This is a genomic window from Duganella sp. OV510 (assembly GCF_900100205.1).
In the GTDB taxonomy this organism is placed as follows: domain Bacteria; phylum Pseudomonadota; class Gammaproteobacteria; order Burkholderiales; family Burkholderiaceae_D; genus Rugamonas.
Genome location: NZ_FNEQ01000007.1, coordinates 213,728 through 239,598, shown reverse-complemented (window position 1 = coordinate 239,598; position 25,871 = coordinate 213,728). Strand labels below are relative to the sequence as shown.

The window sequence follows — 25,871 nt, the reverse complement described above, 5'->3', positions numbered from 1 at the left end:
AAGCCGGGCATCCCGGTATAATCACGGGATGCAAAATCTTCTCCACAATCTCAACGACGAGCAGCTCGCTGCCGTGACGCTGCCCGCGCAGAGCGCCCTGATCCTGGCGGGCGCGGGCTCCGGCAAAACCCGTGTCCTGACCACCCGCATCGCCTGGCTGATCCAGACCGGCCAGGTGTCGCCTTCGGGCATCCTGGCGGTGACCTTCACCAACAAGGCCGCCAAGGAAATGCTGACACGGCTGTCCGCCATGTTGCCGATTAATACGCGTGGCATGTGGATCGGCACTTTCCACGGCCTGTGCAACCGCCTGCTGCGCACCCATCACCGCGACGCCGCACTGCCGCAGACCTTCCAGATTCTCGATACGCAGGACCAGCTGTCGGCCATCAAGCGCCTGCTGAAGGCGCAAAACGTCGATGACGAGAAGTTTCCGCCCAAAGACATCATGTACTTCATCAACAACGCGAAAGATTCCGGCCTGCGCGCCGACAAGATCGATCCGTACAATGCGGATGAACGCAAGAAGGTCGAGCTGTACCAGCTGTACGACGACCAGTGCCAGCGCGAAGGCGTGGTGGATTTCGCTGAGCTGCTGCTGCGCACCTACGAGCTGCTGAGCCGCAACCAGCCGCTGCGCGAGCATTACCAGCAACGCTTCCAGCACATCCTGGTCGACGAGTTCCAGGATACCAATGACCTGCAATACAAATGGCTGAAGCTGCTCTCCGGCCACGGCACGCAGAATCACAGCGCGCTGTTCGCGGTGGGCGACGATGACCAGTCGATCTACGCCTTCCGTGGCGCCAACGTCGGCAATATGAGCGCGTTCGAGCGCGAATTTCACGTCAAGAACCTGATCAAGCTGGAGCAGAACTACCGCTCGCACGGCCACATCCTGGACGCCGCCAACGTGCTGATCGCCAACAACAGCAAGCGCCTGGGCAAGAACCTGCGCACCGATGCCGGCCATGGCGAGCAGGTGCGCGTCTACGAGGCCAACTCGGACCTGTCCGAAGCCGCGTGGATTATCGAGGAAACCAAGAACCTGATCCACGACGGCGCCTCGCGCAGCGAAATCGCCGTGCTGTACCGTTCGAACGCGCAATCGCGCGTGATCGAGCATGCGCTGTTCTCGGCCGGCATTCCGTACCACGTGTACGGCGGCTTGCGCTACTTCCAGCGCGCCGAGGTCAAGCACGCGATCGCCTATCTGCAACTGATGGACAATCCGCACAACGATTCGGCCTTCCTGCGCGTGGTGAATTTCCCGACGCGCGGGATTGGCGCCCGTACGCTGGAGACCTTGCAAGCCGCCGCCGAACAGTATCGCGTGTCGCTGTATGCAGCGGTGCCGTATATGACCGGCAAGGGCGGCACCTCGCTGTCCGGCTTCGTCAAGCTGATCGAAGGCGTGCGTTTCGAGACGCAACAGATGGCCCTGCCGGAACTGGTGCGCGTGGTGCTGGAGCAGTCGACGTTGCTGACGCACTATGCCACCGAAAAAGAAGGCGCCGACCGCATCGAAAACTTGGAGCAGATGGTCAGCGCCGCCACCCAGTTCGTGTCGGAAGAGGGCTACGGCCATGGCGCGCCGGCGCACCTCGGCCCGCAGGCGCAAGCCTCGGCCGGCGCCGCCGTGGTCAACGAAGACGGCTTCGAGATCCTCGACGCCGATGCGCCGCTGGCGACCGTGATGTCACCGCTGTCGGCCTTCCTGTCGCACGCCTCGCTGGAAGCTGGAGACAACCAGGCGACGGTCGGCCAGCAAGCGGTGCAGATGATGACGGTGCACTCGGCCAAGGGCCTGGAGTTCAACAATGTCTTCATCACCGGCCTGGAAGAGGGCTTGTTCCCGCACGAAAGCAGCTCGCGCGAGCACGATGGTGTGGAAGAAGAACGCCGCCTGATGTATGTGGCGATCACCCGCGCGCGCCAGCGCCTGTACCTGAGCTTCGCGCAGACGCGCATGCTGCACGGCCAGACCCGCTACAACATGAAGTCGCGCTTCTTTGAAGAACTGCCGGAAGATGCGCTGAAGTGGCTGACGCCGAAAGTGCAGCCGAGCTGGTTCGGCGCCAAGAAGTCGGCCTGGGACGAGGCGCCGATGGTGGGCTCGGATAACGCGCTGGCGCTGAAGATGAACGCCAGCAAGGCCGCTGCCGCCGGTTCCGGCTGGCGCCTCGGTCAATCGGTGGCCCACGCCAAGTTTGGCGAGGGCGTGATTGTGAATATCGAGGGCAGCGGTAACAACGCCCGCGCCCAGATCAACTTCGGCGCTGCCGGCATGAAGGTGCTGGACCTGAGTATCGCCAAGCTGGAGAAAATTTAAGGCTTGTTCAGATCCACCGCCGCCGGCGTGGCCGGCGGCGCACCGAAGATCTGGCGGTAGCTGGCGTACAGCGTGCAGTGCATCAGCACGATCATCATCAGGAAGATGGTGAAGATTGCCGTCACCTCGATTTGTGCCGAGCTGAACAGGATGACCGGGATCGCCGTCAGTACCTGGAACATCAGGAACAGCACCACGGCCGTCAGCAGGAAGGCCTTGATGTCGCGCGTCACCGTCACCACGCTGTAGAACAGCGCCTTGCCGATGGCCATTTTCTGCCAGTAGATCAGCGGCGCCGCCAGGCAGCTCAGCATCCAGCCTATCATGTACACCGCCGACGAGATGAACAGCGCGCTGCGCGAATTCTCGATCAGCTCCTGGTCCATCGGGATCTGCCGCGTGGCCATCTTGATCAGCATGCCGTCATCCAGCATCGACAGGATGGCGATCGACAGCATCATCACCAGCAGGTACAAGCCGCCCAGCAACAGCAGCGGCTTGCGCGCCGGCTTGCGGAAGCCGATGAACACCAGGTGCGGAAATGCCCGCTTGCCCTGATCGACATCGACGCAGCCTTGCAGCAGTGCCACGCTGAACAGCGGCGCCAGGACGATGGGCGCCATGCCGCCGATCAGCGGAATGAATAGCGACAACATGGCCAGGAACATGCAGCTGAAGAACAGTGCCATCAGCGCGCCCGGTTGCTTGCGGAATACGTCCAGGCCCTGCTTGACCCAGTGCCAGCCTGCGCGTGCGGGAAGTTTTTCCATCAGAACAGTCCTGGCGCCGGTTTGGCGATGCGTTCACGCAGGATGCGCTCGAAGTGTCCCGGATCGTGCGGCGTCAGCATTTCCGCCTCGCGCGGACGGTAGTAGTCGTACAGGCGTGACAGCCAGAAGCGCAGCGCGCCAGCGCGCAACATCGCCTGCCAGGCGTGCTGTTCGGCTTCGGTGAACGGGCGCACGGCGTGGTAGGCGTCCAGCAGGGCGCGCACGCGGGCTTCGTCCAGCACGCCGGTGTCGAGGTCGATGCACCAGTCGTTGACGGTGACGGCGACGTCGAACAGCCAGGTATCACAGCCGGCAAAGTAGAAGTCGAAGAAGCCGGTCAGGCGCTCGCCGTCAAACATCACGTTGTTGCGGAACAGGTCGGCGTGTATCGGGCCAACTTGCAGCTGCTTGTAGGTCTGGCAGGCGGCGAAGGTTTCCTGGTAGTGCACTTCGGCCTTCAGCAGGTGCGCCTTGTCTTCTGGTATGTAAGGCAGCACCAGCGGCGTGGTTTCATGCCACCACTCCAGGCCGCGCAGATTCGGTTGCTGCAGCGTGTAGTCGAGGCCGGCCTGGTGCATTGTTGCCAGCATCGTGCCGACAGCAGCGCAATGCACCGGCTGCGGCGCCATCTGCGAACTGCCTTCCAGCTTGGTCACGATGGCGGCCGGTTTGCCATGCAGTGCGGTGACCAGTTCGCCCTTGTCGTTGGCGATCGGCGCCGGCACCAGCACGCCACGGTCGGCCAGATGGCGCATCAGGTTGAGGTAGAACGGCAGTTGCTCAAACGACAGGTTCTCGAAGATGGTGAGCACGTACTCGCCGCGCTCGGTCGTCAGGAAGAAGTTGCTGTTCTCGATGCCGGAACTGATGCCTTTGAGCTCAAGCGCTTTGCCGAGCGGAAATTGGGTAATCCACTGGGAGACATCTTCCAGCGATACCGGGGTAAAGACTGCCATGTGCGAATGTAGTGGGTTTGTAGGTGGTATTTAACGGGCAGGTGGCGGCGGTGGTGGCGGAACGTTGTCCGACGCTTCCTCTTCCGCAGCTTTCTTTTTCTTCTGGCCGAGGTCGAATTCCATCACCGTCCACTGGGCGCCCCGCAGCGGGCCGGCGGTGCGGTCGCCGGGCAGGGCGGTGCCGGTCGGCTGTTTGTGGCTCAAGGTGTAGGTGCTAGGGCCGCTTTTGACGGTGGTTTCGACCGGATTGCCGCTGTTGTCACGGCGTTCGGAGATCTGGGTTTCGCTCTTTTGCTGCTGTTTGGACGTGATCGTGACCCCATCGTCTGCAACTTCCTCGATTTTTTCCAGTTTGGGCGGGGCCTGGCCCGGCGTCGACTGGGCAAACGCCGTGTGGGCGCTCAGGGTCAGGAGCAGGGCAGGCCAGAGAGGAGAGATGCGCTTCATGATTAATTGCCTTTAGCAGAGAAAAAGCCGCAGAATTTTTTGTGTATGATCCATTGTAACACCTGCGATAATGTTGCATTCACGCCTAAGCATCCTCATACGTACCTATGCAAAATACCCTGCTGTTAGTCGACGGTTCCAGCTATCTTTACCGCGCTTTCCACGCGTTGCCCGACCTGCGCAGCGCCGACGGCCATCCGACCGGCGCCATGCACGGCATGGTCAACATGCTGCGCCGCCTGCGCGCGGATTTCCCGGCCGCCTACATCGCCTGCGTATTCGACGCCAAGGGAAAAACTTTCCGTGATGAAATGTATCCGGAGTACAAGGCTACCCGCGCATCGATGCCGGACGACCTGCGCCTGCAGATCGAGCCCATCCACCAAGCGGTGAAAGCCATGGGCTGGCCTATCCTGATGGTGGAAGGCGTGGAGGCGGACGATGTGATCGGCACGCTGTCGGCTGCGGCCGCCAAGGCGGGCATGAACGTGGTGGTGTCCACCGGCGACAAGGATCTGGCGCAGCTGGTCAACGACAAAGTCATGTTGATCAACACCATGACCAACGAGAAAATGGACGAGGCCGGCGTGCTGGCCAAGTTCGGCGTGCCGCCGAACCGCATCATCGATTACCTGACCCTGATCGGCGACACCGTCGACAACGTGCCAGGCGTCAGCAAGTGCGGCCCGAAAACCGCGCTGAAATGGCTCAGCGCGTATGACTCGCTGGACGGCGTCATCGCCAACGCCGACAAGATCAGCGGCGCCGTCGGCCAGAACCTGCGCGACGCGCTGGCGTGGCTGCCGAAGGGGCGCGAGCTGATTACCGTCAAGCTGGACTGCGACCTGAGCGGCCACATGGTGTCGATCAGCGAATCGCTGATCGCGCGCGAGGAAGACAAGCCGGCCCTGCTGGATTTCTTTGGCAAATACGGCTTCAAGACCTTGCTGCGCGAGCTGGGTGCGGCGGCGGCCGGCAACGGGCCGGCGTCCATCGTCAAGGTCGCGCTCGATGCGCCGGTGGGCGGCGCCGCCTCCGCCAATGGCGACCTGTTCGCCGAGCCGGTCATCGCCACCTATGAAACGGTCACCACCGAAGAGCAGCTGGACAAGTGGATCGCGCGCATCAACGCCGCCGGGTTGACCGCTGTCGATACCGAAACCACCTCACTGGAGCCGATGCTGGCGCAGCTGGTCGGCATTTCGTTGTCGGTCAAGGTGGGCGAGGCGTGCTACATCCCGGTGGCGCACAGCTACCAGGGCGTGCCGCAGCAGCTGGAGCGCGATCACGTGCTGGCCAGGCTGAAACCATGGCTGGAAGACGCCAGCAAGCTGAAGGTCGGCCAGAACCTGAAATACGACAGCCACATCTTCGCCAATCATGGCGTGTCGCTGCAAGGCATCCATCACGATACGCTGCTGGAATCGTATGTATTTGAATCGCACCGCTCGCACGACATGGACAGCCTGGCGCTGCGCCACCTGAACCACACGACGATTCCGTTCGTCGATGTGTGCGGCAAGGGCGCCAGCATGATTACCTTCGACAAGGTGGACATCAGCCGCGCCACCGAGTACGCGGCGGAAGACGCCGATATCACGCTGCGCCTGCATGAAAACATGATCGGTGAGGTGGAGAAGGATGAACAGTTGAACTTCATCTACCGCAATATCGAGCTGCCGACCGCCGTGGTGCTGCAGAAGATCGAACGCAACGGCGTGCAGATCGATGCCGCGCTGCTGGCGCAGCAATCGTCCGAGCTGGGCGCGCGCATCATCGAACTGGAAGCCAGGGCGCATGAGCTGGCCGAACAGCCGTTCAACCTCGGCTCGCCCAAGCAGATCGGCGAAATCTTCTTCGAGAAGCTGAAACTGCCGGTGGTGAAGAAAACCCCTAGCGGCGCGCCGTCGACCGACGAGGAAGTGCTGCAGAAGCTGGCCGAGGATTATCCGCTGCCGAAGGTGCTGCTGGAATACCGCAGCCTGTCCAAGCTGAAGTCGACCTACACTGACAAGCTGCCGAAGGGCATCAATCCGCAAACCGGCCGCGTGCATACCAATTATGCGCAGGCGGTGGCGGTGACTGGCCGCCTGGCGTCGAATGATCCCAACCTGCAGAATATTCCGATCCGCACCAAGGAAGGCCGCCGCATCCGCGAAGCCTTCGTGGCGCCGGCCGGCTCGCACATCGTGTCGGCCGACTATTCGCAGATCGAGCTGCGCATCATGGCGCATATTTCGGAAGACGCCAACATGCTGCGCGCGTTTGCCGAGGGCGTGGATATTCACCGCGCCACCGCCGCCGAAATCTTCGGCGTCGATCCGGAAGCGGTGGAGAGCGAGCAGCGCCGCTATGCCAAGGTGATCAACTTCGGCCTGATCTACGGCATGAGCGCGTTCGGCCTGGCAAGCAACCTGGGTATCGAGCGCGGCGCGGCGCAAAGCTATATCGAGCGCTATTTCGCACGCTTCTCGGGCGTCAGGCAGTATATGGAGGACACGCGCCTGCAAGCCAAGGCGCGCGGCTATGTCGAGACGGTGTTTGGCCGTCGCCTGTGGCTGCCGGAGATCAATTCGCCGAACGGCCCGCGCCGCCAGGGCGCCGAGCGCGCGGCAATCAACGCGCCGATGCAGGGCACGGCGGCCGACCTGATCAAGCTGGCCATGATCGCGGTGCAGAACTGGCTGGAAGCCGAGAAGCTGGGCACGCGCATGATCATGCAGGTGCACGATGAACTGGTGCTGGAGGTGCCGGATGCCGAGCTGGAACTGATCAAGCAGAAACTGCCGGAGCTGATGGCCGGCGTGGCGAAACTGAAAGTGCCGCTGATTGCCGAAGTGGGCGTTGGCGCGAACTGGGATCAAGCACACTAAACCCTGGCCCTTCCGGGGTTAACCAAGGAGAATGTCGATGGACGATTTGACGCGTGATGCGGAAAGTTTGCTGGCTAAAACACCTTTGTCGGACGGCGTCGATCGCCGCGGCTTCCTCAAGACCGCGCTGGGCACCGGCTTCGCCGCCGCCACGCTGCCGGTGATGGCGCAAAACGTCATCAGGACCGATACCGACGGCCTCACTGCCGGCACCATCAGCATCACCGTCAACGGCCAGAACGTCCCCGTCTACCGCGCTCAGCCGGAGGGCAAGACCAATCTGCCAGTCATCCTGGTGATCTCCGAAATCTTCGGCGTCCACGAGCACATCGCCGACGTCGCCCGCCGCTTCGCCAAGCAAGGCTACCTGGCGCTGGCGCCGGACCTGTTCGTCCGCCAGGGCGACCCGACCAAGGTCACGTCGATCGCCGAACTGCAAAAAGGCATCATCGCCAACACGCCGGACGCACAAGTCTTCACCGACCTGGACGCGGTGGTCGCCTGGGCCAAGGCCAACGGCGGCAATGGCGACAAGATCGCCATCACCGGCTTCTGCTGGGGCGGCCGCATCACCTGGCTGTATGCCGCGCATAATCCATCGATCAAGGCCGGCGTGGCCTGGTATGGCCGCCTCAAGGGGGACTTGAATGCCAACTTTCCCAGGCACCCGATCGATGTTGCTCGCACTCTGAGCGTGCCGGTGCTGGGCCTGTACGGTGCCAAGGACACCGGCATTCCGCTGGAAACCGTCGACGTCATGAAAGCTGAGCTGGCCAAGGGGCCGAACAAGTCCACTTTCGTCATTTATCCGAACTCCGGCCACGCTTTCCATGCCGACTACCGACCGAGCTACAACGAGGCCGACGCCAAGGATGGCTGGGGCCGCGCACTGGCCTGGTTCAAGCAAAATGGGGTGATTTAAGCAGTTTTCAGCAAAAATGCATGCCGGGGAGTAAAATAGCGCCCCGGCCTGCGTGCCGGCCCATGTATCAGAGGCTATAACATCGATCCCGTACTCGTATCCATCATCCTGGCGACCACACTGGCTGGCGTAGTGAGCATCACTGCGGCGGCCGTGTTCTCGTTTACCTTGCTATCCAAGGTGGTGGAGCGCATGGTCAGCCTGTCGGTCGGCCTGATGCTGTCGACCTCGCTGCTGCACGCGCTGCCGGAAGCGTTCGAGTCGCAGGCCAGTCCGCGCAGCCTGTTCGCCACCTTGCTGGTTGGCCTGCTGGCGTTCTTCCTGCTGGAAAAGCTGGCGATCCTGCGCCATTCGCATCATCACGAGCATGACGGCCACCATCACCATCACGGGCATGACAAGAGCGAAGCGGGCAAGGCCGGCTGGATGATCCTGGTTGGCGATGGCATGCACAATTTTACCGACGGCATCCTGATCGCCGCCGCCTTCCTGGCCGATCCGCAGCTGGGCCTGATTACCGGCCTGGCCATCATCGCGCACGAGATTCCGCAGGAGATCGGCGACTTCATCGTGCTGCTGAATGCCGGTTTCTCGCGCACGCGGGCATATGTCTACAATCTGCTGTGCAGCCTGCTGGCGATTGCTGGCGGCTTGCTGGGCTATTACACGCTGGACCGCGCCAGCAGCCTGATTCCGTACGTGCTGGTGTTTGCCTCGTCCGGCTTCATCTACATCGCCGTCAGCGACCTGATGCCGCAGATGCAGCGTCGCGCCACCCTGCGCGAATCGATTCCCCAAGTGCTGCTGATTGCCGCCGGCGTGGCCATCGTCGTATTCCTGGTCGGCGCCCGCCACTAGCTCAGCAGGACCGGCTCTGGCTGGCAGGTGAGGCGCAGGCCGCGAAGGCCCACCTCCGCCCCTAGCGCTGAGCGGCGTTTGCGACGCATCAACCACCTGTATCATCAGGAGTATGATGGTGCAATGAACTCCCGCCTGCAAAAACAAGCCACTGCTCTGGCAGCGCTTTCTATCGAAGATCGTTCCCGCCTGGAACGTTTGGCAGCGCTTGTCGATATGGCGCCAGAAGACCTCTGGCCGGAGGTCTGGCAATACGGCTTTGACGATGTGGAGGATAGCATCCAGGCGGAGCTGGATGGAATCGAGGATATCAAAGCCGGCCGAACTATTCCGCACGAACAAGTCATGGAGCAGGCGCTGCAAATCCTGGAAGCCCATGTCGAAAATAGGCGCAAGGCTGGCTAAGCTGGATGTGCATTGGTCCCCGCGAGCACAAAGTTCGCTTGATGAGACGATGGCACATATTGACGCGCAAGATGTTATTACTGGTCGACTGATCTTGAAACGCCTGCACACAGCGCTGGACTTGATTTCGATTCAACCTGACATTGGCACGCGTATCAACAAACGTCATGCTCGTCGATTCGCGATTCCAAAGACTGGACACACGATAGACTATCTCGTGCAATCCAATGAAATCCTGGTGATCCGCTGGGTTCGCCAGCGGCAGAAATTTTAGGCGCCGGTTGCCACTGGGCGGCTTGGGTCGCTTACCCATTCGCTCCAGGAGCCAGGGTAGAGCGCGGCGCCGGGCAGGCCGGCGATTTCCAGGGCCAGCAGGTTGTGGCAGGCGGTGACGCCGGAACCGCATTGCATGATGGCGCTCGCTGGATCACTGAACAGCGGCGCGAATGCGGCCTTCAATTGCTCGGCGTCCTTGAAGCGGCCGTCGGCGGCCAAGTTGTCCTTGAAGAAGCGGTTCTTTGCACCGGGAATATGGCCGCCAACCGGATCAATGGTTTCGTTCTCGCCGCGATAGCGATCTGCCGCGCGGGCATCGACCACGGTGCGTGCTTGCGTCGCCACGTTGGCCAGCACCTCATCGGCACTTACCGTCGACACCAGCGATGAACGCTCGCTGATCGCCCCCGGCGTGCGGCGTTCGGCATGCGTCACCATCGGCAAACCGCCCGCCTGCCAGGCCACCAGCCCGCCATCCAGCACCGCCACCGCCGGATGCCCGACCCAGCGCAACAGCCACCACACGCGCGCCGCGAACATGCCGCCCTGCGCATCGTAAGCCACTACCTGCGTGTCGTCATTGATGCCGAAACCGCGCAGCGTTTCGATCAAGGCCGTGCGTCCCGGCAGCGGGTGACGGCCAAGAAACTTGCCGTCCGCCCCGATCTTCGCGCCGGACAAATCCGTATCCACATTGGCAAACTGCGCGCCGGCGATATGGCCGATGGCAAAGCTGTCGAAGCCCGCATTCGGATTCATCAAATCATGGCGGCAATCCAGGATGACCCACTGCGGGTCTTCCAGATGGCGGGACAGGGTTGCTGCGTCGATCAGGGTAGTGTGCATGGACGGTTTCCTTAGACTTCGCTGGCGATGGGATCGGTTTTCGAAATGGCCTTGCCTTTATCGGTGCTGCGGGTATTGTAGAACGTCGCGGCGATGCCGGACAGCAGAATGATGCCGATACCGGCCCAGCTATGCCAGTCGAACACGTCGCCGAACACCAGCACGCCCCAGATACTGGAAAACACGATACCGGTGTACTGCAGGTTGGCCACCACCAGCGTATTGCCGAGGCGATAGGCGCGCGTCATGGCGACCTGCGCGCTGGTGGCGCATACGCCGATGGCCAGCAACAGCAAACCGCTGCGCCACGAGGTGACCGGATGCCATTCCGGCCCGTTGGCGCCACCCGTCAGGAACACGCCGGCCACGCCGGCCACCAGGTTCATGACGGTGAAATAGAACACCACGCGGTTTTCCGGTTCACCGGCCAGGCCGAGCTTGCGCACCTGCATATAGGCCATGGCGGTCAGCATCGACGAACCCAGTGCGATCAGCGCCGGCGTCAGCTGGTTGGCATGGAAAGCAGGGCGCAGCAGCAGCGTGACGCCGACAAAGCTGGCTGCCACCGCCACCATCAGCGGCCATTTGACATCGCCCTTGGCATGCCACCAGCCCATGGCAAACAGCCAGACGGCGATCCAGATCGGGGAAAGGTAGTTGAGGGTCATCGCCGTGGCCAGCGGCAACTCGCCGATCGAGTAATACCACAGCCACAGCGAGATCACGCCGATGACGCCGCGCCACAGGTGGGCGCCCGGCATCGTGGTGCGGAAGGAGCCGCCTTGCAGCTTGATCATGCTGGCCAGGACGATGATGCCGACCACGCCCCGGTACATGACCAATTCGGATGTTGAGAACTCTGCGGAAGCCAGCTTGACGCACACGCCCATCACCGCAAACATGAAACTCGCAAACAACATCCAGAGTGACTGCATCGACCTTACACCTTATAAATTTTTGCTTCGGTACCACTCGTGGAAGTGCTGCATGCCATCTTCCATCGGTGATTGATACGGCCCGCCGTCGTTCTCGCCACGGTCGAGCAGCGCCTTGCGGCCGGCGTCCATGCGCTGGCCGATTTCGTCATCCTCGATACAGGTTTCCATGTAAGCGGCGCGTTCGGCCTCGATGAACTCGCGCTCGAACAGCACGATTTCTTCCGGATAGTAGAACTCCACCACGTTCTTGGTGCGCTGCGGACCTTCCGGCCACAGCGTCGACACGATCAGCACGTGCGGATACCACTCGACCATGATGTTCGGATACAGCGTCAGCCAGATGGCGCCGTATGGCGGCGGCTCGCCGCCACGGAACTTCAGCACCTGCTCTTGCCAGCGCTGGTAGATTTCCGAGCCGGACTTTTGCAGGCCCTTGTGCACGCCCACCGTCTGCACGCTGTATTCCTTGCCGAATTCCCAGCGCAGGTCGTCACAGCTGACGAAGTTGCCCAGGCCAGGGTGGAACGGCTCGACGTGGTAATCCTCCAGGTAGACCTCGATGAAGGTCTTCCAGTTGTAGTCGCAGTGGTGCACTTCCACGTGGTCCAGCATATAGCCGCTGAAATCCAGGTCTCTGGTGACCGACAGCTCCTTCAGCGTTTCCATGACGTTGTAGCCGTTCTGCTCGAACAGCAGGCCGTTCCAGTTTTGCAGCGCGACCTTCGGCAGATTAAGACATGGCGTTTCAGGGAAGTGCGGCGCGCCGATCAGTTCACCTTTCAGGTCATAAGTCCAGCGGTGCAATGGGCAGACGATGTTGTTCGTATTGCCACGGCCGTTGAGCATCAGCGCCTGGCGGTGACGGCAGACGTTGGAGACCAGCTCCACGCCCTGCGCGTTACGTACCAGCATGCGGCCTTCGTTCTCGGAGGCGAGGGTCGCATAATCGCCGACATTCGGCACCATCAGCTCGTGCCCGACGTAGCGCGGACCGGCTTTAAAAAGTTGCTGCATTTCACGCTGCAGTAGCGTTTCGTCAAAATAGACGTTAACCGGAAGTTGCGCGGTTGGGCGCGCTAGCTTGGCGTGGGTACCCAGATCGGACATCCAAACCCCCCTTAATTAAAAATTCAAACCAAGAAGAGACAGAATCCGTAAAGACGACCCGCATAACTTGAATGCGTTGAGGTGGTATTTAGGACAGAACCGGCGATTATACCGTGTTTTACGCTCTACAGACAGCCCGGCTTGCCCGTTTTTTGTGCAAAAACTTGCAATTCCTGCATGCTTGTACGGCAAATGGGGGCGATTGCGCTAAAATCCAGACTTGGCCGCTAATGTTCCACGGGATAAGGTGGTTTGCTCTAAAATACCGGGCTACACTGCGCAGGCATTGTTGTGCCAAAGATAACCAAGTGATTATGTCAAAGAAATTAACTGCCGACGCGACCGCCGCCGCCCTCGCTCCCGCTTCGTTTGAAGAAGCGATGGCGGAACTGGCACAACTGGTCGCGCAAATGGAAGCAGGCCAACTGCCGCTGGAAGCGTCGGTGGCCGCCTATGCGCGTGGTTCGGAGCTGGTGAAGTTCTGCGCCGCCCAGCTGGAAAAAGTCGAATCCCAGGTCAAGGTGCTGGAAGGCGAGATGCTCAAGCCCTTCGTTGCCACCGGCGAGGGCGAACAATGAACGCCGCGTTCGACGACTGGATGAAAACCGTGCAGGCCGGATCTGAAAACGATTTATCCGCTTTCCTGCCTGCTGCCGATGTGATCCCGACCAAGCTGCACCAAGCCATGCGCTATGCGCTGCTGGGCGGTGGCAAGCGCGTGCGTCCGCTGCTGGTGTACGCGGCCGGTGCACTGTTCGGCGCCGATGCGGCCACGCTGAGCCGCGCCGCCGCCGCTGTTGAAATGATCCATGCCTATTCGCTGGTGCACGACGACATGCCGTGCATGGACGACGACGCACTGCGTCGCGGCAAACCGACTGTGCACGTCGCCTATGATGAAGCGACCGCACTGCTGGTCGGCGACGCGCTGCAATCGCAGGCCTTCGTGGTGCTGTCGGCAGCTTCCGATGTGCCGCCGGCCCGCGTGCTGGCGATGGTGCGTTTGCTGGCCACCGCGTCCGGCTCGGCCGGCATGTGTGGCGGCCAGGCGATCGACCTGGATAGCGTCGGCATCAGCCTGACCTTGGCCCAGCTGGAACAGATGCACCAGCTGAAGACCGGCGCGCTGCTGCGCGCGTCCGTGGTGCTGGGCGCGCTGGCCGGCAAGGAACTGAGCGACGAAGAATTGCGCGCGCTGAATGTGTATGCGCGCGCCATCGGCCTGGCATTCCAGGTGGTGGACGATGTGCTCGACGCGACGGCCGATTCGGCCACGCTGGGCAAAACCGCCGGCAAGGACGCTGCCGATAACAAGCCGACCTATGTATCCATCCTGGGTCTGGAACCGTCGCGCGCACTGGCGGAAAAATTGCGGCTCGAAGCGCACGCAGCGCTTGCGCCGTTTGGAGATAAAGCTCTGCGATTACGCGAACTCGCGGACCTGATCGTGCAGCGGAAGGCATAAATGAACTTGCTCGAAAAAATACATTCCCCGGCCGATGTACGCAAGCTGTCGTACAGCCAACTGACGCCGCTGGCGCATGAACTGCGCTCCTATCTGCTCGATTCCGTGTCCAAGACCGGCGGTCACCTGTCGTCCAATCTGGGCACGGTGGAACTGACGCTGGCGCTGCACTACGTGTTCAACACGCCGCACGACCGCATCGTCTGGGACGTGGGCCATCAGACTTACTCGCACAAGATTCTGACCGGTCGCCGCGACCGCATGCATACACTGCGTCAGCTGGGCGGCATCTCGGGCTTCCCGAAACGCGACGAATCGGAATACGACACCTTTGGCACCGCGCACTCGTCGACCTCGATCTCGGCGGCGCTGGGCATGGCGCAGGCGGCCAAGATCAAGGGCGAGCACCGTCACGCCATCGCCGTTATCGGCGACGGCTCGATGACCGCCGGCATGGCGTTCGAGGCGCTGAACAACGCCGGCGTGCAGGATGATGTGAACCTGCTGGTGATCCTCAACGATAACGATATGTCGATCTCGCCGCCGGTAGGCGCGCTGAATCGCTACCTGGCGCGCCTGATGTCGGGGCAGTTCTACGCGGCTGCCAAGAACGTCGGCAAGTCGGTGCTGCCGGGGCCTGTGCTGGAACTGGCGAAGAAGCTGGAAGAACACGCGAAGGGCATGGTGGTCCCGGCCACGATGTTCGAGGAATTCGGCTTCAACTACATCGGCCCGATCGATGGCCATGACCTGGATTCGCTGATCCCGACACTGCAAAACATCAAGAACCTGAAAGGCCCGCAGTTCCTGCACGTGGTGACCAAGAAGGGGCAGGGCTACAAGCTGGCCGAGGCCGAGCCTATCCTGTATCACGGCACCGGCAAATTCAATCCGGCCGAGGGCATCAAGCCAGCCGCCGCGCCTTCCAAGAAAACCTATACCGAAGTATTCGGCGACTGGCTGTGCGACATGGCGGCTGCGGACAAGAAGCTGGTCGGCATCACGCCGGCCATGCGCGAAGGTTCGGGCATGGTACGCTTCGACCAGGAATATCCTGACCGTTACTTCGACGTCGGCATCGCCGAGCAGCACGCGGTGACGTTTGGCGCAGGCCTGGCCTGCGAGGGCTTGAAGCCGGTGGTGGCGATTTACTCGACCTTCCTGCAGCGCGCCTACGATCAGCTGATTCACGACGTCGCGCTGCAAAACCTGGACGTGACCTTCGCGCTGGACCGCGCGGGCCTGGTGGGCGCTGATGGCGCTACCCACGCCGGCAATTACGATCTGGCTTACCTGCGCTGCATTCCGAACATGGTGGTGATGGCTGCATCGGACGAAAACGAATGCCGCCAGATGCTGACCACTGGCTACCACTACAACGGCCCTGCGGCGGTCCGCTATCCGCGCGGCGCCGGCATTGGCGCGGCGATCAAGCCGGAACTGACCACGATTGAAATCGGCAAGGGCGAGATCAAGCGCCAGGGCCAGAAGATCGCCATCCTGGCCTTCGGCTCGATGGTGGCGCCTTCGCTGGCCGCTGGTGAAACGCTGAACGCGACCGTGGCCAATATGCGCTTCGTCAAGCCGCTGGATGTGGCGCTGGTGAAGCAACTGGCCGCCGATCACGATTACTTCGTGACGGTGGAAGAGGGCTGCATCATGGGTGGCGCCGGTGCTGCCGTGGCGGAAGCGCTGGCGGCGGAAGGCATCGTCAAGCCTATGCTGATGCTTGGCTTGCCGGACAAGTTTATTGACCATGGCGATCCGGCCAAGCTGCTGGCTGGCGTTGGCCTGGATGCCGCTGGCATCACGGCGTCCATCAAACAGCGTTACCTCAGCGACGAGCCACGCCTGGTCGTCAATAACGGCTAAGAACGCGCGCAGCTTCGGCGGCCATCGCCTCGTATCCCGCGTCGCCGGGATGCAGGTGGTCGCCGCTGTCGTAGCGTGGCTGCATGCGTGACGACTGTTCCGGGTCGCGCAGCAGCATATCCATATCGACCACCGCGTCGAACTCCTTGCTTTCCCTGATCCACTGGTTGACTTGCCGCCGCCCGACGCCATCGCACGGCTGGCAGGCACGTCGCCACGCCAGTTGGTCGCATCACCAGCCTGGCTGCGCACGCACGGCAAACTCCGGCAGCCGCAAGACCTGGCCCGCCCCGCTATGGCTGGTGCAGGACCTGCTCGACGACGGAACGCTGACACGCGTGCTGCCGCAATGGCACGGCCAGCCGCAACCGCTGCACGGTGGCCGGCATCATCGCGAAACCTTCTCCGAGGCGATGCTGGTGAACCGCCTGCCCGCTGTGCCGCTGGATATTGTGATGGCGCGGCTGTTCGATTACTAACCGCGCTTGCGTTCGTGCTGCCACAGCACATCGCTGCCGCCGCCATGGCGGTTCAGCACGCGCGACAACACAAACAGCAGATCCGACAGGCGGTTCACATACTGGCGTGGATGTTCGTGGATGGTTTCCGCCTTGCCCAGCGTGACGATGCTGCGCTCCGCACGGCGGCATACCGTGCGGCAGACATGTGCTTGCGCCGCCGCGCGTGAGCCTGCTGGCAGGATGAATTCCGTCAGCGGCGGCAGCGTGGCGTTGTACTTGGCCAGCAGTTCGTCCAGCCGCTCGACGTGCGCTTCCTTGATCATCTGGTAGCCGGGGATGCACAGTTCTCCGCCCAGGTCGAACAGGTCGTGCTGGATGGTGACCAGTTCCTCGCGCAGGTCGGCCGGCATGCCTTCGCACAACAGCAGGCCCAGATGCGAATTCAGCTCATCCACCTCGCCAATGGCGATGATGCGCACGCTATCCTTGTCGGTGCGGCTGCCGTCACCGAGGCCGGTAGTGCCGCCATCGCCAGTGCGGGTGGCGATTTTCGAAAGTCGGTTGCCCATGTCTTATCCTTGAACTGCCAGGTTTGCGCGGCGTGGATTGTAGGGATCGAAACCTGGGGTGCGGCAGAATTCCAGGAAGCCCTTGGATTCGTACACAGCGATTTCTTCTTCATACATTGGGAAAAGGCCAGCCAGGAAGATGGTGCGGTCGGACAGTTCGAACTTGATCTGGTCGCTGTTCAGGAATGGCGGGCTGTAGACGAAGCAGGCGTTCATCGCGCTGTCGCCCGACATCGGGCGGTCGATCGCGAACGAGGACTCGTAGCGGAACGGCTTTTGATCGAAGAAGGCCTGTGCCAGGAAAGCGGCGGAGGCGCCCCATTTGCTGTCCTCGGTGCGCAGCGCAAAGCTCAGTTCCGGCTTGCCGTGTATCCAGTCCGGATGGCTAGCGTTGGACAGGCCGGCGGTAACGGCGGTCAGCATGCCATTTTCCGGAAAATCCTTGAAATAATAGATCAGCATACGCGGACGATCGTCCAGCGTCACTTGTGCAATCGTCGCCTCGACACCAAAGCGCTTTTCCAGCGCCAGGAGCCACTCCCTCTCAAACTCTTTTTCCATATTCCGTTCCAGTGATTGATGTAGCTGCGCTCAGAAGAATACAACAAATCAGGGGCGGATTTCGCCTTGGCGCGGCGTTTGTGCTTACAATGGCCCGATGAACAACATCTCCGATCTTGTTTCGCGACGCGCGCAGGTGGCTGCGGCGCTGCAGCATGTGCTGCCGGCGCGCGCCGTGCTGTCCGCACCGGAGGATACCAGGCCATATGAATGCGACGGCCTGGCCGCGTATCGCCAGCTGCCGATGATCGTCGTGTTGCCGGATAGCGAGGCGCAGGTGGTGGCGGTGCTGAAAGTGTGCCGCGAGCTGGGCGTGCCCATCGTGCCGCGCGGCGCCGGCACCGGCCTGTCCGGCGGTGCGATGCCGATCGCGGACGGCGTGGTGCTGTCGACCGCGCGCCTGAACCGCATCGTTCGCATGGATGCCTATTCGCGTACGGCAGTGGTGCAGCCGGGCGTGCGCAACCTGGCGATCTCGGAAGCGGCGGCGCAGCATGGCCTGTACTATGCTCCCGATCCGTCTTCGCAGATTGCCTGCACCATCGGCGGCAATGTGGCGGAGAATTCGGGCGGCGTGCATTGCCTGAAATACGGCCTGACCGTGCATAACGTGTTGCGCGTACGTGTTGCGACCATTGATGGCGATGTGGTGGAACTGGGCAGCGAAGCGCTGGACGCGCCTGGCCTGGACCTGCTGTCGGTGTTCATCGGTTCCGAAGGCATGCTGGGCATCGTCACCGAAGTGACGGTGAAGCTGGTGCCCAAGCCTGCCATGGCGCGCGTCATCATGGCCTCGTTCGATGAAGTGGTGAAGGGCTGTCATGCGGTGGCCGCGCTGATCGCCGCCGGCATCATCCCGGCCGGCCTGGAGATGATGGACCAGACTTCCTCGCGCATGGTGGAACCCTTCGTCAAAGCGGGTTATGACACCGATGCCGCAGCGATCCTGCTGTGCGAAGCTGATGGCACCATCGAGGAAGTGGAAGAGGAAATCGCACGCATGACGGCGGTGCTGAACACGGCCGGAGCAATTGCGATTGCGGTGTCGCAGTCGGAAGCGGAACGCCTGAAGTTCTGGTCCGGCCGCAAGAACGCCTTTCCGGCGGCGGGCCGCATCTCGCCGGATTACTACTGCATGGACGGCACGATCCCACGCAAGCGCCTGGGGCAGGTGTTGGCTGGTATTGCGGCGATGGAGAGCAAGTATGGCCTGCGTTGCGCCAATGTGTTCCATGCCGGCGACGGCAACCTGCATCCGCTGATCCTGTTCAACGCAAACATTCCAGACGAGTTCCAGCGCGCCGAAGCCTTCGGTGCGGAGATCCTGGCGCTGTGTGTGGAAGTCGGCGGCACCATCACCGGCGAGCACGGTGTCGGCATCGAGAAGATCGATTCGATGTGCGTGCAGTTTGCACCGGCGGAGCTGGAGGCATTCTTCTCGGTGAAGCGCAGCTTCGATCCACACGGCTTGCTGAATCCGGACAAGGCGATTCCCACGCTGCACCGCTGCGCCGAATTTGGCAAAATGCGCGTCAGCGGCGGCGTCTTGCCGTTTGCCCACCTTGAGCGTTTTTGACGATGACTTCCACCGCCGATTTTTCTGACCGCATCCGCGCCGCCACCGCCACGGGAACGCCATTGCGCTTGCGCGGCGGCGGCACCAAGGACTGGTACGGCCAGGCGCTGCACGGCGAGGTGCTGGATACGCGCGCCTACAGCGGCGTCATTTCCTATGAGCCGACGGAGCTGGTGATTACCGCGCGCTGCGGCACGCCGCTGGCGGAAATCGAAGCCTTGCTGGCGCAGCATCAGCAGATGCTGGCTTTCGAGCCGCCGCGCTTTGCGGGGACGACGATAGGCGGCGTGGTTGCCGCAGCGCTTTCCGGTCCACGTCGCGCCAGTGCGGGTGCGGTGCGCGACTTCGTGCTGGGCGCGGTACTGATGGATGGCCGTGGCGAGATACTGCGTTTTGGCGGCCAGGTGATGAAGAACGTGGCCGGCTACGACGTCTCTCGCCTGCTGGCCGGCTCGCTCGGCACGCTGGGGCTGATCCTGGAAGTGTCTTTGAAAGTGCTGCCGGTGCCGCTGCGCGAAGCCAGCCTGCGGTTTGAGATGAGCGAGATCGATGCGCTGGCGCGGCTGAACGAATGGGCTGGCCAGCCGCTGCCGATATCCGCGAGCTGCTGGCATCAGGGTGTGCTGTCGCTGCGCCTTTCGGGCGCGGATGCGGCGGTGGAGGCGGCGCAGCGCCGACTGGGCGGCGAGCCAGGCGATGCTGCGCTGTGGGAGTCGCTGCGTGACCAGCGGCCCGCGTATTTTGAAGGCGGCAGCTTGTGGCGCATGTCGGTGCCGTCGCATGCCAGCGCGATCATCTTGCGGGGCGAGCAACTGATCGAGTGGGGCGGAGCGCAGCGCTGGCTGAAAGCGGATGATGCGGCACAGGCGGACAGCATCCGCCGCACAGTGGCGGCGTGTGGCGGCCATGCGACCTTGTTCCGGGGCGGCGACAAGCGCGTTGGCGTATTCCATCCCCTGGCGCCGGCGGTGGCGAAGATCCACGAGCGGTTGAAGCAATCGTTTGATCCCGCCGGGATCTTCAATCCGGGGCGCATGTATGCAGACTAATCTGGCCGACTTCATCAAGCATACGCGCGAAGGCGAAGAGGCCGAGGCGATCCTGCGCGCCTGCGTGCATTGCGGCTTCTGCACTGCGACCTGCCCGACCTATCAATTGCTGGGCGACGAACTGGATGGCCCGCGCGGGCGCATCTACCTCATCAAGCAGGTGCTGGAAGGTGCGCCGGTTACTGCCAGCACGCAGCTGCACCTGGACCGTTGCCTGACCTGCCGCAACTGCGAAACCACCTGTCCATCGGGTGTTAAGTATGGGCGGCTGGTGGACATTGGCCGCAAGGTGGTGGAGGAGCGCGTGGGCCGGCCACTGGGAGAGCGCATCAAGCGCAAGGTGCTGATCGAGGGATTGACGCGCAAAACTGTGTTTGGCGTCGCGCTGCGCGCAGGGCAGATTTTTCGGCCCTTGCTGTCGCCCGCCTTGCAGGACAAGATACCGCAGCGCCAGCGCGCTGGTGTCTGGCCCACGCGCGAGCATGCGCGCAAGATGCTGGTGCTGGATGGCTGCGCGCAGCCGGCCATGGCGCCGGATATCAACGCCGCCACCGCGCGCGTGCTGGATGCCTTAAGCGTGCAACTGATCGTCGCACCGAAAGCAGGTTGCTGCGGCGCGCTGCGGCATCACATGAATGAGCAGGAGGCGGCGCTGGATGATATGCGCCGCAACATCGATGCGTGGTGGCCCTATGTCGGCAGCGAGGCCGACAGCGTGGCAGTTGAGGCGATCGTCATGACCGCGTCCGGCTGCGGCGCGACGGTAAAGGAGTATGGCCACCTGCTGGCGTATGATCCGGCATATGCCGCCAAAGCCGCGCGCATCTCGGCGTTGACGCGTGACCTGAGCGAGATCATGCCGCAGTTCGAGCCGGAGCTGGCGCGGCGTGCGAGCAAAGGCGGAGGCACGGGGCGAGTTGCCTACCATCCGCCCTGCACGCTGCAACACGGCCAGCAGATACGCGGCAAGGTGGAAGGCGTGTTGCGCGCAGTCGGCATCGACGTGGTGTTGTGCGCGGACAGCCATTTATGCTGCGGCTCGGCCGGCAGTTACTCGCTGCTGCAACCGGAGTTGTCGCTGCAACTGCGCGACCGCAAGCTGGAGAATCTGCACGATACCGGCGCACACACTATCGTCTCGGCCAATGTCGGCTGCGCCGCACATCTGCAATCCGGTACCGAAACGCCGGTGCGGCACTGGATAGAACTGATTGATCGCGCCTTAAATTAAGGCCATTTGCGAGGTGCCACCGGCCGGTTCGCCGTGCAGGCTGATGATCGGCGGCAGCGTGGCAGCGGATTGCCATACAGGCGCGGTATCAAAACCCGCTACCCACGCCAGGATGTCATCGGCCGGCATCGGCCGCGCGATGCCGTAACCTTGCACGCGGTCGCAGCCCAGGCGCATCAGCATCGCGCCATGTTCGATGGTCTCCACGCCTTCGGCGATAACGCCCAGGCCGAACGAGCGCGCCAGACCGATCACCGCGCTGACCAGGTGCAGGTCGTCGCGGTCCACCAGCATATTGCGCACGAAGCTCTGGTCGATCTTGAGCACATCCGCCGGCAAGCGCTTCAGGTAGGACATCGACGAGTAGCCGGTGCCGAAATCGTCCAGCGCAAAGCTGATGCCCAGCGCCTGGCAATCGAGCATGACGCTGCGCACGTGGTTGATATCGCTGAGCGCCGACGATTCCAGTATCTCCAGTTCCAGCATGTGCGGCGGCACGTCCGGGAATTCGGCCAGGATCGCCGTCAGCCGCTCGACAAAATCATGGCGCTGGAAATGGCGCGCCGCGATGTTCACGCTGATGACCCAGTCCGCATCGAAGGCGCGCCAGGATTCCAGCTGCCGCAATGCCTCGCGCAGCACCCATTCGCCGATATCCACAATCACATCGGTATGCTCGACGATGGGCAGGAAATCCATCGGCCCCACCACGCCGCGCGTCGGATGGTCCCAGCGCAGCAGCGCTTCCATGCCGACGATGCGGCCCTGGCGCATGTCCAGCTTGGGCTGGTAGTACAGCACCAGCTCATTCGCACGCACCGCGTTGCGCACCTCGGTGCGGCGGTTATGGTGGGTGCGCACCTGCTCATCGAGGTCGGCGTCAAAGAAGTGGTGGCGATTGCGTCCGGTGATCTTGGCCTGGTATAGCGCCTGGTCCGCATGACGCAGCAGGCTGTCGGCGCTGATGTCGTTGCCGGTATAGACGGCGATGCCGACGCTGGCCGACATGCTGACCGCCTTGCCGTCGCACAGGTAGTCGCGCGCCAGCGCGGCCATCAGCTTGCCCATCGCGTATTCGATGGCGGCGCGGTCGTTCAGTTCCGGCAGCAGCAGCACGAATTCGTCACCGCCCAGGCGCGCCACATAATGTCGCTGACCGGCAAAGTCGTGCAGGCGGCTGGCCGCCTGTTTGAGGATTTCGTCGCCCACCGCCTGGCCCAGCGCCTGGTTCACATGCTGGAAGTGATCCAGGTCGAACAGGCATACCGCCAGCAGGTGATTATGTTCGCGCGCCCGTTGCACTTCCTGTTCAAAGCGCAGCGCCAGCGCCGCGCGGTTGGGCAGGCCGGTCAGAATATCGTGATTGCTCTGCCATGAAATCTGCTGCATCAGCTGGCGGCGTTCGGTCACATCGCGGAACACCAGCACCGAGCCCTGAACCTCGCCCTGCGGCGTGCGGATCGCGTTGGCGGTGTATTCCACGGTGCAGGTCTGGCCGATGCGGTTGCGCAGGTTCTGGTTGCCGACCTTGACCACCTCACCACCGGCGTAAATCTGCTTCATCGCTTTCAGCAGCGAGTGCTGGCCGAAGTTATTTGCCAGCACAAACACCTGGTGCAGCTGCATGCCGCGCGCGCGCGATTCCGGCCAGCCGGTCAGCGCTTGCGCCACTTCGTTGATGGTGTCGATCTTGCCGTTCAAATCGGTGGTGATGACAGCGTCGCCGATCGAGGCCAGCGTGACTTCGATGCGGTCCTTCTCCACTTGCAGCTGCTGCTGCGCCAGCAGCGTGCGCGCCAGCTGCGCGCTCAGGTCGTTCTGGCTTTGCTGCAGCTTGTGCACCAGCGCCTGCACGCGCTGCGCCATGTTGTTGAAGGTGGAGGCCAACATGCGCGCCTCCAGCGTGCCGCTGAGCGGCAAGCGCACGTCATGCTCGCCGCCCTGGAATCGGTTGGTGGCGTCGGCCAGGCGGCGCAGCATGCGCTTGTTGGCGAAGATGATCAGGCCGAGCAGCCCATAAATGATGCTGACGTTGACCGCCGAGATCACCGCCTGTTGATGGACATTGCGCCACACGCCATTCAGCGCTTGCACAGGCTCGAAGCTGAGCGCCAGCCTGGCGTTGTCGATGGTGAGGGTGCGCTGCATGCTGGCGATCGGCGCCAGGTGCGGGAACCATGCCGGATATTGCGGTTCGATGCGCTCGCCGCGCAGCGCTTCCAGATGGCCGCCGGCGTAATCGACGCGTGCGGCGCTCAGGTCGGTATTGAGCAGCAGCGCGCCGGACAAGGCGGCGTCCAGGCCGGCGCGGTCCGGCGCGGCCAGCAACGGCAACAAGGTCTTGCGCAAATGCGCAGCCAGTTCACCGGCATCGTGCTGATAGCGGGCGTTGGCATAGGCGGTCTCGGACTCCAGCATCAGGTGATAGCGCACACCCACCACCATCGCGATAATTACGAAGATGGGCACAAACAACCTGGAGTACATTCCCATCCGCAGCCAAGGCGACAGAATTTTTCCCATTAAGGACATAGCGACTGAAACGACAGGAAACGACTAATCCATTATTACCGAAAAGTTAAGCACCGATACGATTTTTGGAAAACGTTTTCAATATTTAACTTTTGTAGTGGACATTTTGTTGTCGAAATCACTCAGCCAGTAGCTTTTCTATATCGGAAATCAACTCTTCCGGCTTGGTCGCAGGGGCGTAGCGGTTGTAGACCGTGCCGTCCTTGCGGATCAGAAACTTTGTAAAATTCCACTTGATGCCTTCGGTGCCGAGGATGCCGGGCGCGTCCTTCTTGAGTTTCTGGAACAGCGGATGGGCGTGCTCGCCGTTGACATCGATCTTGGCGAACAGCGGGAAAGTGACACCGTAGTTTTTCTCGCAGAAGGCGCCGATTGCGTCGGCATCGCCCGGCTCCTGCGCGCCGAACTGGTTGCACGGGAAGCCCAGCACTTCCACGCCGCGATCCTTGAATTGCTGGTAGACGGCTTCCAGGCCCTTGTACTGCGGTGTGAAGCCGCACTTGCTGGCGGTGTTGACGATCAGCAGCACCTTGCCTTTGTACTGGGACAGGTTGACCGGCTGGCCGTCGAGGCCGTTGGCGGTGATATCGAAGAGTGTGTTCATTAAATGATTCCCAAATGTTCGGTGCCGGCGGACAGGTCGCGGTTTTTCGCGGCCTTACCCTCCAGCTTGATGGCCAGGCGCAGGTCGTTCACCGAGTCGGCGTTGCGTAGCGCGTCCTCGTAGGTAATCAGGTCGGCTTCGTGTAGGTCGAACAGCGACTGGTCGAAGGTTTGCATGCCCAGTTCGCGCGATTTCTTCATCAGCTCCTTGATCTCGTGTACCTGGCCCTTGAAGATCAGGTCGGCGATCAGCGGCGAGTTCAGCAGGATTTCGATGGCCACGGCGCGGCCTTTTTCCTCTTTCTTCGGGATCAGGCGTTGCGAAATCATGCCCTTCAGGTTGAGCGACAGGTCCATCAGCAACTGCTGGCGGCGCTCTTCGGGGAAGAAGTTGATGATGCGGTCGAGCGCCTGGTTGGCGCTGTTGGCGTGCAGCGTGGCCAGGCAAAGATGACCGGTCTCTGCGAAGGCGATCGCGTGGTCCATGGTTTCGCGGTCGCGGATCTCGCCGATCTGGATCACGTCCGGCGCCTGGCGCAGCGTATTTTTCAGCGCCACTGCCCAGTCGTCGGTATCGACGCCGACCTCGCGCTGGGTGACGATGCAGTTCTTGTGCGGATGGACATATTCGACCGGGTCCTCGATGGTGATGATATGGCCGTAGCTGTTTTCATTGCGGTAGCCGACCATGGCCGCCAGCGTGGTCGACTTGCCGGAACCGGTGGCGCCGACCATGATGACCAGGCCGCGTTTGGCCATCACCACATCCTTCAACACCTCGGGCAGGCCGAGGTCTTCCAGCTTGGGGATTTCCGAGGTGATGGTGCGCAGCACCATGCCGACCGAGCTCATCTGCACAAAAGCCGAGACGCGGAAGCGGCCGATATCGCCGGGGCTGATGGCGAAGTTGGCTTCCTTGGTCAGCTCGAAGCCGGCGGCCTGCTTGTCGCTCATGATCGAGCGCGCCAGGTCCAGCGTATGCGCGGCGGTGAGGATTTGCGACGACACCGGCGTCATCTTGCCATCGATCTTGATCGCCGGCGGAAAGCCAGCGGTAATGAACAAGTCCGACCCCCTCTTGGCCAGCATCAGGCGCAGCAAGTCGAACATGAATTTAGAAGCCTGATCGCGTTCCATACTGATTCCTTATATTCGGGGTCTATATTCTATATTCGGGGTCAGTTCTGCCAAATGTACATGAGCTCGTGTACGTTTGGCAGAA

General features: G+C 62.1%; 25 protein-coding genes. 13 read left to right on the top strand and 12 right to left on the bottom strand.

Annotated elements, in window-relative coordinates; all coding sequences use genetic code 11:
• Window positions 1-28: 28 nt before the first annotated feature.
• Window positions 29-2,332: a UvrD-helicase domain-containing protein gene (locus BLS51_RS19440; protein WP_090186780.1), complete on the top strand. Its 2,304-nt coding sequence runs from the start codon at window positions 29-31 to the stop codon at window positions 2,330-2,332.
• On the opposite strand, the gene BLS51_RS19435 is transcribed toward BLS51_RS19440, so the two are convergent.
• Genes BLS51_RS19435 through BLS51_RS19425 form a run of 3 tightly spaced genes read right to left on the bottom strand, consistent with a single transcriptional unit; the run spans window position 2,329 to window position 4,505 of the window.
• On the bottom strand, window positions 2,329-3,102 hold the full coding sequence (locus BLS51_RS19435) for a BPSS1780 family membrane protein (protein WP_090186775.1): 774 nt from the start codon (window positions 3,100-3,102) through the stop codon (window positions 2,329-2,331). The two genes, BLS51_RS19440 and BLS51_RS19435, sit on opposite strands and share 4 nt — an antisense overlap.
• A complete protein-coding gene (locus tag BLS51_RS19430) occupies window positions 3,102-4,058 on the bottom strand; it encodes a homoserine kinase (RefSeq protein WP_090186772.1) in 957 nt (318 codons plus the stop codon). Before BLS51_RS19430 ends, BLS51_RS19435 begins: the two co-directional genes overlap by 1 nt.
• A 30-nt stretch (window positions 4,059-4,088) precedes the next feature.
• Entirely contained in the window at window positions 4,089-4,505 is a 417-nt protein-coding gene (locus BLS51_RS19425; RefSeq protein WP_090186769.1) for a hypothetical protein, read from the bottom strand.
• A gap of 107 nt (window positions 4,506-4,612) precedes the next feature.
• Between BLS51_RS19425 and polA the strand changes: the two genes are divergently transcribed.
• The 5 genes from polA to BLS51_RS19400 all read left to right on the top strand — a co-directional run bounded on the left by polA (window position 4,613) and on the right by BLS51_RS19400 (window position 9,837).
• Window positions 4,613-7,378, top strand: coding sequence for a DNA polymerase I (polA, locus tag BLS51_RS19420; RefSeq protein ID WP_090186767.1), 2,766 nt, complete (start codon window positions 4,613-4,615; stop codon window positions 7,376-7,378).
• 37 nt (window positions 7,379-7,415) lie between these two features.
• A complete protein-coding gene (locus tag BLS51_RS19415) occupies window positions 7,416-8,300 on the top strand; it encodes a dienelactone hydrolase family protein (RefSeq protein ID WP_090186763.1) in 885 nt (294 codons plus the stop codon).
• Window positions 8,301-8,453: 153 nt separating this feature from the next.
• The gene (locus BLS51_RS19410; RefSeq protein ID WP_373994343.1) at window positions 8,454-9,158 is read left to right on the top strand and encodes a ZIP family metal transporter; all 705 of its coding nucleotides are present in this window, start codon (window positions 8,454-8,456) and stop codon (window positions 9,156-9,158) included.
• Window positions 9,159-9,281: 123 nt separating this feature from the next.
• Window positions 9,282-9,563, top strand: a complete 282-nt coding sequence (locus BLS51_RS19405) for a hypothetical protein (RefSeq protein WP_090187293.1) — start codon at window positions 9,282-9,284, stop codon at window positions 9,561-9,563.
• On the top strand, window positions 9,535-9,837 hold the full coding sequence (locus BLS51_RS19400; protein ID WP_175472629.1) for a type II toxin-antitoxin system RelE/ParE family toxin: 303 nt from the start codon (window positions 9,535-9,537) through the stop codon (window positions 9,835-9,837). Before BLS51_RS19405 ends, BLS51_RS19400 begins: the two co-directional genes overlap by 29 nt.
• On the opposite strand, the gene BLS51_RS19395 is transcribed toward BLS51_RS19400, so the two are convergent.
• The 3 genes from BLS51_RS19395 to BLS51_RS19385 are packed head-to-tail and all read right to left on the bottom strand — an operon-like array spanning window position 9,834 to window position 12,730.
• On the bottom strand, window positions 9,834-10,685 hold the full coding sequence (locus tag BLS51_RS19395) for a sulfurtransferase (RefSeq protein WP_090186750.1): 852 nt from the start codon (window positions 10,683-10,685) through the stop codon (window positions 9,834-9,836). The two genes, BLS51_RS19400 and BLS51_RS19395, sit on opposite strands and share 4 nt — an antisense overlap.
• An 11-nt stretch (window positions 10,686-10,696) precedes the next feature.
• Entirely contained in the window at window positions 10,697-11,620 is a 924-nt protein-coding gene (locus tag BLS51_RS19390; protein ID WP_090186747.1) for a DMT family transporter, read from the bottom strand.
• Between the two features lie 12 nt (window positions 11,621-11,632).
• Window positions 11,633-12,730: an aromatic ring-hydroxylating oxygenase subunit alpha gene (locus BLS51_RS19385; RefSeq protein ID WP_090186744.1), complete on the bottom strand. Its 1,098-nt coding sequence runs from the start codon at window positions 12,728-12,730 to the stop codon at window positions 11,633-11,635.
• 314 nt (window positions 12,731-13,044) lie between these two features.
• Here BLS51_RS19385 and BLS51_RS19380 point away from each other — a divergent pair, with 314 nt between their 5' ends.
• From BLS51_RS19380 to dxs, 3 genes are read left to right on the top strand one after another with little or no spacing between them, the layout of a single operon-like run.
• Complete coding sequence (locus BLS51_RS19380) at window positions 13,045-13,308, top strand: exodeoxyribonuclease VII small subunit (protein ID WP_090186740.1); 264 nt, start codon at window positions 13,045-13,047, stop codon at window positions 13,306-13,308.
• Window positions 13,305-14,195 (top strand): polyprenyl synthetase family protein, encoded by an 891-nt coding sequence (locus tag BLS51_RS19375; protein WP_090186735.1) that lies wholly within the window; start codon window positions 13,305-13,307, stop codon window positions 14,193-14,195. The genes BLS51_RS19380 and BLS51_RS19375 overlap by 4 nt, the downstream gene beginning before the upstream one ends.
• Window positions 14,196-16,067 (top strand): 1-deoxy-D-xylulose-5-phosphate synthase, encoded by a 1,872-nt coding sequence (gene dxs, locus BLS51_RS19370; RefSeq protein ID WP_090186731.1) that lies wholly within the window; start codon window positions 14,196-14,198, stop codon window positions 16,065-16,067.
• On the opposite strand, the gene BLS51_RS29755 is transcribed toward dxs, so the two are convergent.
• Window positions 16,054-16,191 (bottom strand): hypothetical protein, encoded by a 138-nt coding sequence (locus tag BLS51_RS29755; RefSeq protein WP_373994342.1) that lies wholly within the window; start codon window positions 16,189-16,191, stop codon window positions 16,054-16,056. The two genes, dxs and BLS51_RS29755, sit on opposite strands and share 14 nt — an antisense overlap.
• Before the next feature lie 22 nt (window positions 16,192-16,213).
• Here BLS51_RS29755 and BLS51_RS30580 point away from each other — a divergent pair, with 22 nt between their 5' ends.
• Window positions 16,214-16,546: a type 2 periplasmic-binding domain-containing protein gene (locus BLS51_RS30580; protein ID WP_139168736.1), complete on the top strand. Its 333-nt coding sequence runs from the start codon at window positions 16,214-16,216 to the stop codon at window positions 16,544-16,546.
• On the opposite strand, the gene BLS51_RS19360 is transcribed toward BLS51_RS30580, so the two are convergent.
• Both BLS51_RS19360 and BLS51_RS19355 read right to left on the bottom strand, forming a co-directional pair.
• The gene (locus BLS51_RS19360) at window positions 16,543-17,097 is read right to left on the bottom strand and encodes a cob(I)yrinic acid a,c-diamide adenosyltransferase (protein ID WP_090186719.1); all 555 of its coding nucleotides are present in this window, start codon (window positions 17,095-17,097) and stop codon (window positions 16,543-16,545) included. The two genes, BLS51_RS30580 and BLS51_RS19360, sit on opposite strands and share 4 nt — an antisense overlap.
• Before the next feature lie 3 nt (window positions 17,098-17,100).
• Window positions 17,101-17,658, bottom strand: coding sequence for a suppressor of fused domain protein (locus BLS51_RS19355; protein WP_090186714.1), 558 nt, complete (start codon window positions 17,656-17,658; stop codon window positions 17,101-17,103).
• Between the two features lie 97 nt (window positions 17,659-17,755).
• Here BLS51_RS19355 and BLS51_RS19350 point away from each other — a divergent pair, with 97 nt between their 5' ends.
• The 3 genes from BLS51_RS19350 to glcF are packed head-to-tail and all read left to right on the top strand — an operon-like array spanning window position 17,756 to window position 21,514.
• A complete protein-coding gene (locus tag BLS51_RS19350; RefSeq protein ID WP_090186709.1) occupies window positions 17,756-19,234 on the top strand; it encodes an FAD-linked oxidase C-terminal domain-containing protein in 1,479 nt (492 codons plus the stop codon).
• A 2-nt stretch (window positions 19,235-19,236) separates the two neighbouring features.
• Window positions 19,237-20,283 carry a glycolate oxidase subunit GlcE gene (gene glcE / locus BLS51_RS19345; RefSeq protein ID WP_090186705.1) on the top strand — a complete coding sequence of 349 codons (1,047 nt, stop codon included), beginning with the start codon at window positions 19,237-19,239 and terminating at the stop codon, window positions 20,281-20,283.
• On the top strand, window positions 20,273-21,514 hold the full coding sequence (glcF, locus tag BLS51_RS19340) for a glycolate oxidase subunit GlcF (protein ID WP_090186700.1): 1,242 nt from the start codon (window positions 20,273-20,275) through the stop codon (window positions 21,512-21,514). Before glcE ends, glcF begins: the two co-directional genes overlap by 11 nt.
• Here the strand turns inward: glcF and BLS51_RS19335 are convergent.
• The 3 genes from BLS51_RS19335 to BLS51_RS19325 all read right to left on the bottom strand — a co-directional run bounded on the left by BLS51_RS19335 (window position 21,506) and on the right by BLS51_RS19325 (window position 25,786).
• Complete coding sequence (locus BLS51_RS19335; RefSeq protein ID WP_229207646.1) at window positions 21,506-23,983, bottom strand: putative bifunctional diguanylate cyclase/phosphodiesterase; 2,478 nt, start codon at window positions 23,981-23,983, stop codon at window positions 21,506-21,508. The genes glcF and BLS51_RS19335 overlap by 9 nt on opposite strands.
• Window positions 23,984-24,164: 181 nt before the next feature.
• Complete coding sequence (locus BLS51_RS19330; RefSeq protein ID WP_090186693.1) at window positions 24,165-24,650, bottom strand: glutathione peroxidase; 486 nt, start codon at window positions 24,648-24,650, stop codon at window positions 24,165-24,167.
• Entirely contained in the window at window positions 24,650-25,786 is a 1,137-nt protein-coding gene (locus tag BLS51_RS19325) for a PilT/PilU family type 4a pilus ATPase (RefSeq protein WP_090186689.1), read from the bottom strand. The genes BLS51_RS19330 and BLS51_RS19325 overlap by 1 nt, the downstream gene beginning before the upstream one ends.
• Between the last annotated feature and the right edge of the window lie 85 nt (window positions 25,787-25,871).